Genomic DNA, 6,367 nt, shown 5'->3' with positions numbered 1-6,367 from the left:
CACCAACTTAGGTAATACACCCCGACCACACCAAAACCAGCTCCCACCAGCGCTAATCGCACCGAAGCCACAGCTATCTAGGAAACTCCCGCTAGAGCCCACGCCAAGGAACACGAGGAGCACCTTGCACGCAATGCAACGGACAGTCGCAATGCCCACGCACCAGAAATCGGCAATCCGCCGAAGGATTCGCAGGACCGGTTCGTGATGCCGGATAAGGCCCAGACCATCGACAACCTCCTCGCCTTCATCGATACCTGCGCCGACTTCGAACCGGTAGTCAAGGAGACGGCCCGGCTGCGGATAACCGAGCAGCGCAGCTACGCCGAGATCGCCACACTCACCAAAGCCAAGGCCGCGAGCACGGCAATGCGCCGCTTCGACAAGGTCGCGCAACGCGCCGTAGAGGCCGGTTTCCGGAGGCCTCCGTTGCCCGAGCATGAGGACATCGCCGAGGAACGCAATGCGGCAACGCTTGACCACCAGTACACCCTGGTTGGGGCACGGTGATGACCTGCCCCTGTAAGTGCGATAAGGACCAGTTCCTGCGCTTCAACCTGATTGGGAGAAGGCCGATCAATCGGCGACAGAAAAAACCGCCAGCACCGGTGAACAGCGAACCGCAACACGTCCAGGAACCCCTACCTACGGTAGGCAGTGTTGCAGACCAGTCGGCTGAGGTCGTACGAAACACAAGAGAGTGCAACGCAACGTCGGTGACGAGGCCGAGGCCGCAATGCCGGATCTCGTTGCCGACAGGTACCGGCGTTGCGGTGCGGCGCAGGCAACATCTCAGCGGTGTGCGAGGCCGTTGCCGGCGGGGAGGAGGTCAGCTTGCACGCAGCCCCCGTCTGACCGCATGTTTCGCCGCAGGGTGCAACAGGGCAGCAGCTTGCATGCCGACGTTGCCGAGTGGACGCAACGCCGCGCTGCATACGGCCCGTCAGGGTGGTGTCGATGCCGTCGCCGCGCGGATCGGCCGCTTCCCGCTCAACTGTGAGCGGGCTCGCGAAAACCCAGCATCTGCACGGGCCGGCCAGCGAGAAACTCGACCAGGCCCGCGTAGGAGTCCTCGAGCGGACAGCCCTTCGGCCGGACGGTCGCGGGGAGAAGGCCGCGGTCTGAGTCAAACGTGATGTCGCCGTGCACAACGGTCCGAGGTCGGGCATGACTACCGCATTCCAGCCGCGAACTCCGACACCACCTTCAGAGCGAGGCCGGCGAACTTGGCATACCTCCCAACGACACCAGTGCCCGCGTCGTTACGGTGCTGGGAGCCGCACGCCACCCTCGACTACCCCGCAACGGCTTCGACCGAGCACAGCGGCAGATCAGCCGATCTCTGGGCCGCCGCGTCGACCACGACGGCCGGGCGCCCGACGTTTCGTCGACTTCCACTCGGCGGATGGGGGCGCCCAACCGCCGCAATTCAGAACGGCGCTCCACCGACACGCCCGACCGCGTGCGGGGGTCGTTGCTGGTAGACGGACTGCAACCGAGACTGACAGCCGGAAGGCACAGGCTGCAGCGCGATAGGAGTCCGCACATGGCATGGTCAGCGAGACGTGGGCTCGCGGCGGTCACAACCACCACCATGCTGTGCGGGACTGCGCTGCTCACAGGGCCCGTGATCGCCCATGCCAACCCTGCCAACTGTGCGTCGACATTCAACTTGTTTATCCCCGGCACGTGGGAGACCAACGAGAACGCCGACCCGAACCAGCCCGTAGGCTCGCTGGCCCCGGTCGCGACGGCAATCGAGGCGAAGAACGGTGCCCGCGCGCAGATTTACACGCTGCCGTACATGGCGCGCGCGTTCGACAACGGCCACACCTACGCCGACAGCAAGGCCGACGCGGTCAACAAGGCCACCGCCGTGTTGACGTCCTACGCCGACAAGTGTCGGGGCGCGAAGATCACGATCACCGGCTACTCCCAGGGTGCAGACGCTGCAGGCGATCTCGCGTCGGCGATCGGAAACGATCAAGGGCCGGTCGATGCGGACCAGGTCCTCGGTGTGGCCTTGCTCGCCGACCCGGGTGCCGGCACGAAGGGCGCCGCGACGGTGGGGCCGAAGACCTCCGGGGAGGGGATCGCCGGTCCCCGGTCGCAGGGCATGGGCACACTGTCGGGGCGGGTCGCCTCGATCTGCGATCCGAAAGACCTGTACTGCTCGATCCGCAAGGGCGCCAACCCGTTCCTCGGATCGCTCGGGTCGATCCTGTCGAAGACCCCCGGCAACACCGGTGCCGGCGCCGGTGGAGGAAACGCGGCGGTCGCCACCGCGCTGACCTCGGATTTCAGTGGCGCCGACCTGCCCGCTCTCGGATCGAATGTCGACGCGCTCGGAAGGCAACTGCGCGGCACCGACACCGGCGGCTCGATCGATGTGAACCAGATCGCCGACACTGCGACCTCGCTGAGCAAGACACTCAGCCCACTGGCCGACCTGCTGCAGTCCGGGGCCGCGAACACCGCCGCCACCGCGGGCATGGCCGCAGCCCCGGTGGGCACACCGGAAAACGCGGCCGCACAGGTCCTCACCACGGCCAGCCACGCGGACCTGTCCGGTGCACTCGACTCGGTGGCCATGATCGCGGTCACCGCAGCCCACCTCTCGAACGGTGGCACCACCACACTGCCTGCCACCGCACCCGAAATCTCTCAACTCTTGGGCACCGCCGTAACGCTCGGTAGCCAGATCGCACCCGTCGCCGCCACCCCGGCAGGTGCCCTCTCGACGGCGTCGAGCGTGCTGTCGGTCCTCAAACCGAAGGTCGTCGTCGACCAGGCCCTCAATGTCGTGACCGGCGTCACTGCCCTCGATATTCCGAAGATCCTGCACAACCTGATCGTGCTCCCGCAGGAGATCGCCGCCGGCGATGTCCGCGCCGCCCGCGATACCGCCCGAGAGCTGAACGTGCAGTTCGAGCCGCTGGTGAAGATGGCCGCCGGTGTCGACTTGAAGTGGGTCTCCCACATCCTCGCGATCATCCCGGACCCGTCCGGCTACACCCAGATCGCGGCGCTGGTCACCAGCATTCTCGGCAACGTCGACGTGATCAAGCTGGCCAACATCGCCGGCCAGGCCCAGGAAATTGCGTGGGCCGCCGCGGACAAGCTGTTTCCTCCGCCCGGGGTGTTACCCGACCCGGTCGGTGCTGCGGCGCAGACTGCGGCGTTGATCCCACTCGGACTCGAACTCGCCTCGGTGGCTTCGAACATGCTCACCGGCAAAGCCAGCAAGACCGACCCCGCGTTTCTGGGCAAGCAGACCAATCCCGTGGGGAACGCGATCATCACGCAGGCGCAGACCCTCGACCTTGCAGGACTCGCCGGGTCGGTGTCGACGATGGCGCAGTCGCAGGGGGCCGAGGATCTCGCCGCGGTAGTCGGGGAGGGCCTGAACGCGGCCAGCTTCTTCGCCTCCGGTGCACACCAGAGCTACCAGAACCTGGTCGTCGACAACGCCGGCCGCAACGCCATCCAGTGGGTCTCGGATTGGCTGAACCTGCAGATCACCCGTGCCGTCTGACGATCCGACCGATCCGAAGTCGAATAGGAGCACCGGAAAATTGGCCGCTCGAGTACACCGCCCCACCTCCTGTTGGGTGACCTGCCCGCACTGCGACAAACGCACCTACTTCACGCGCAAGGATGCCCGCGCCGCCCGCACCCATCACGAAAAGCGACAGGGCCTGTCGATCTACCCCTGCCCACACCAAGAAAGGGACGGTGACGGCTTCCACGTCGGGCTCCGGCCAGAGGGACTGGGCCGCGGCGCCATCGACCGCGACACGCTCGCGGACAATCAGCGGGGAACCCTCTCCGAAGGCAGGTTCGCAGCCGGGGGTGCGCGGTGACACTGATGAACGCCAAGGGATCACCGACCACCCCGATCCCACTCGACCCCGTCGCCCCTACACCGTCCGCGCAATCTCGGAACACTTCGTCATCTGCACCCGCCAACGCGACTTCGCCACAGGTGACTTCGTCTACACGGTCATCGACTGGCGGAACGGAAACCGCGGCCCTGTCAACGTGATCGGGCAAAGCGCGGACGTGAGCACCGATGAGCGGTGCCGCGACCTCCTTCACGAGCTCGAAGTCGGCCGGTGGGAAATCAGCCACCGCAATCTTGTCCAGCTCGACGACAGGGGCGAGTCATGAGAGGAGCACACCCTCCAGCAGCATTCTCGCGGTGCTGCGTCGAGACTGGATGGCATGAGGGGTGGAGACAATCCAGCACCTCGTCGTCTCATCGTGTGCCGGACTGGTGGGTGTCGTCATCTGTTCGGTCGGTACGATCCGCATCGTGTTCGTCGGGGAACGGGCACGGAGTTCATCGGAGGGGATCGTCGATGTCAATGTTCGCGGGCTCGCCAAGAGGCATACGTCTGAGGCGACGGTCCGTACTGGCTGTCGCGGTGTGCGTGAGCGGGATAGTTCTTACTGCCGCACCCGCCGCCGCCGTGCCTGACGACATGCACACGGCGGGCGCGTTGCTCGCCGAGCAGGCTGTCACCGCTGCGGTTCTCCCGGTCGGTGCGGCGGATTCCAGCACTGTAGTCCGCTATTCCACGTTGCGTACCGCGACCGAAGCCGGTGAGTCCACCGGGTCGGTTTTCCTGCCACAGGGCGCACCACCTGCCGGTGGATGGCCCGTCGTGTCCTACGCGCATGGCAACGTCGGAATCGACGACGAGTGTGCACCGTCGGTCACCGGATCCAGTGACGTCGAACGGGAATTCATCGAACAGTCGCTCGCTGCCGGCTACGCGGTCGCGGCCACCGACTACGCCGGGATCGGCACCGACGGAGTCAACGCGTACACCGACGGACCCGCAGCCGGCGCCAACGCCGTTGACATCGTCCGCGCCGCCCACCAACTCTACGGTGACCAACTTAGCGACCGGTGGGTCGTCACCGGCCTTTCCCAAGGCGGTCACGCCGCCTACTTCGCTGCCCATCAGGCCACCACCCGCACACCCGAACTCGACTTCCGCGGCGCAATCGCCGTCGCCGCCCCCACCCACCTCGACCAGCTCTTCCCGCTGGCCGGACCGAACTTCCCTACCGTCCCGGTCGCCGGGATCGCCCACTACGTCCTCTACACCCTCGCCGGACTCGACGACGGCCGCCCGGAACTCGACATCCGCCAACATCTGACCCCCACCGGAATCGACCTGATGGAAAAGGCCAAGGCGACCTGCAGCAACGACCTGAACGACTATCTGCGCACCCACCCGGTTACCGTCGCGGAACTGTTCACCACCCCACTCGACACCCCGGACGTACGCGGTGTGCTCGACCAGATGCAGCATGTCCCCACCAGCGGATTCGACCGACCAATTCGGGTCGTGCACAGCCTCACCGACACCAAGGTCCCAATCCCGCTCACCTGGGCACAACTCGCCGAAATGCGTTCCAGCGCTGTCGACGTCGAGTATCAGCAGCTTTCCGGAACGGACCATGCCCACAGCCTTTCCGATTCGATGCCCGAGTCGCTGGACTTCGCCGCCCGGGTACTGCGCTGAGCGCACCCGCCACACGGAGGAGGACGTCTATTGCCCGGGTTCGATGCTGACGCAATGAGAATGGAGTGAAATGACATGGAGACTGGGCACAACGTGATGCACGGGCAATGGGACTGTTGACGCCAGGACCCTCATTGGCGGAGTGGTGGCCGGCGAGTACCGATGCTGCCGGCGTTATTCTCGACACCTAGGGCGGCGCAGGTTCGCCGCCGACTCAGGGCAGGATAATGGGACCGTGAGCGACCGAACCGCAGCCGAAGTCGAGCGTGAGCTCGCCATGCTTGCCTACGTCCGCGACCGCCTCCGGGCATTGGAGGGCACAAACTTCCGGATCCCGACCACCGCCGTCGATCTGGTTCTCGATGAGCTCAACAGACTCGAGCAATCGCCGTGGGATCAGAGCTGATTCCGTCCGTGCACAATCGCGCTTGACGACGGGCGGCTGGTCTTTGCCGACACCGAAGACCTGACCATCGATCCGGGATTCCACCGGCCCGCCCAAGATCCGGATCCGGCTGTGCGGACACCCGGCAGACATCGGGGAGAGTGATCGGCGGCAGAGAGCGCCGGCTGCGGATGCGTCCGAGGGGTTTCGGGAGCCGGGGCGCCCGGTGTCGGGGAGGCTCGATCTATCCCGATGCCCTCGGTAATCGATGTGTCCTTAGGTGAAGTCCCGGCAGACCAGCTGTGCAGCGCCAGGCGAGGCGGCTGCGGTGGTGGTCCAAAAGCATCTAGTGGTGTGTCTCGCAAATAATTCTTGATCGATTCGATAGAATCCGTACATGAGGAACCCGGTACCCGCTTTGGAGATTTCCGATGGGCAGCGCGTT

General features: G+C 65.5%; 6 protein-coding genes and 1 pseudogene. All 7 read left to right on the top strand.

The genetic code is table 11. The features are described 5' to 3' along the window. Positions 1 to 114: 114 nt before the first annotated feature. Positions 115 to 510: pseudogene (locus ACFWAY_RS52835) on the top strand (excisionase); the annotation flags it as partial. Between the two features lie 447 nt (positions 511 to 957). After that, positions 958 to 1,125 carry a hypothetical protein gene (locus ACFWAY_RS52830; RefSeq protein ID WP_378516407.1) on the top strand — a complete coding sequence of 56 codons (168 nt, stop codon included), beginning with the start codon at positions 958 to 960 and terminating at the stop codon, positions 1,123 to 1,125. 421 nt (positions 1,126 to 1,546) lie between these two features. Further along, positions 1,547 to 3,535: a cutinase family protein gene (locus ACFWAY_RS52825; protein WP_378516406.1), complete on the top strand. Its 1,989-nt coding sequence runs from the start codon at positions 1,547 to 1,549 to the stop codon at positions 3,533 to 3,535. Between the two features lie 76 nt (positions 3,536 to 3,611). After that, positions 3,612 to 3,863, top strand: coding sequence for a hypothetical protein (locus ACFWAY_RS52820; protein WP_378516405.1), 252 nt, complete (start codon positions 3,612 to 3,614; stop codon positions 3,861 to 3,863). Continuing rightward, the gene (locus ACFWAY_RS52815) at positions 3,853 to 4,170 is read left to right on the top strand and encodes a hypothetical protein (protein WP_378516404.1); all 318 of its coding nucleotides are present in this window, start codon (positions 3,853 to 3,855) and stop codon (positions 4,168 to 4,170) included. The genes ACFWAY_RS52820 and ACFWAY_RS52815 overlap by 11 nt, the downstream gene beginning before the upstream one ends. A gap of 263 nt (positions 4,171 to 4,433) precedes the next feature. Beyond that, the gene (locus ACFWAY_RS52810) at positions 4,434 to 5,537 is read left to right on the top strand and encodes an alpha/beta hydrolase family protein (protein WP_378516403.1); all 1,104 of its coding nucleotides are present in this window, start codon (positions 4,434 to 4,436) and stop codon (positions 5,535 to 5,537) included. 235 nt (positions 5,538 to 5,772) lie between these two features. Then, a complete protein-coding gene (locus ACFWAY_RS52805; RefSeq protein ID WP_378516402.1) occupies positions 5,773 to 5,943 on the top strand; it encodes a hypothetical protein in 171 nt (56 codons plus the stop codon). The last annotated feature ends 424 nt before the right edge of the window (positions 5,944 to 6,367 follow it).

The organism is Rhodococcus sp. NPDC059968 (genome assembly GCF_042738615.1).
In the GTDB taxonomy this organism is placed as follows: domain Bacteria; phylum Actinomycetota; class Actinomycetes; order Mycobacteriales; family Mycobacteriaceae; genus Rhodococcus_F.
The sequence above is the reverse complement of the archived record's forward strand: the minus strand, read 5'-3'. Positions and strand labels throughout refer to the sequence as shown.

Excerpts from the sequence above, each read along its gene's own strand:
- ACFWAY_RS52825 (WP_378516406.1), top strand. The coding sequence starts at position 1,547 with ATGGCATGGTCAGCGAGACGTGGGCTCGCGGCGGTCACAACCACCACC.
- ACFWAY_RS52830 (WP_378516407.1), top strand. The coding sequence starts at position 958 with ATGCCGTCGCCGCGCGGATCGGCCGCTTCCCGCTCAACTGTGAGCGGG.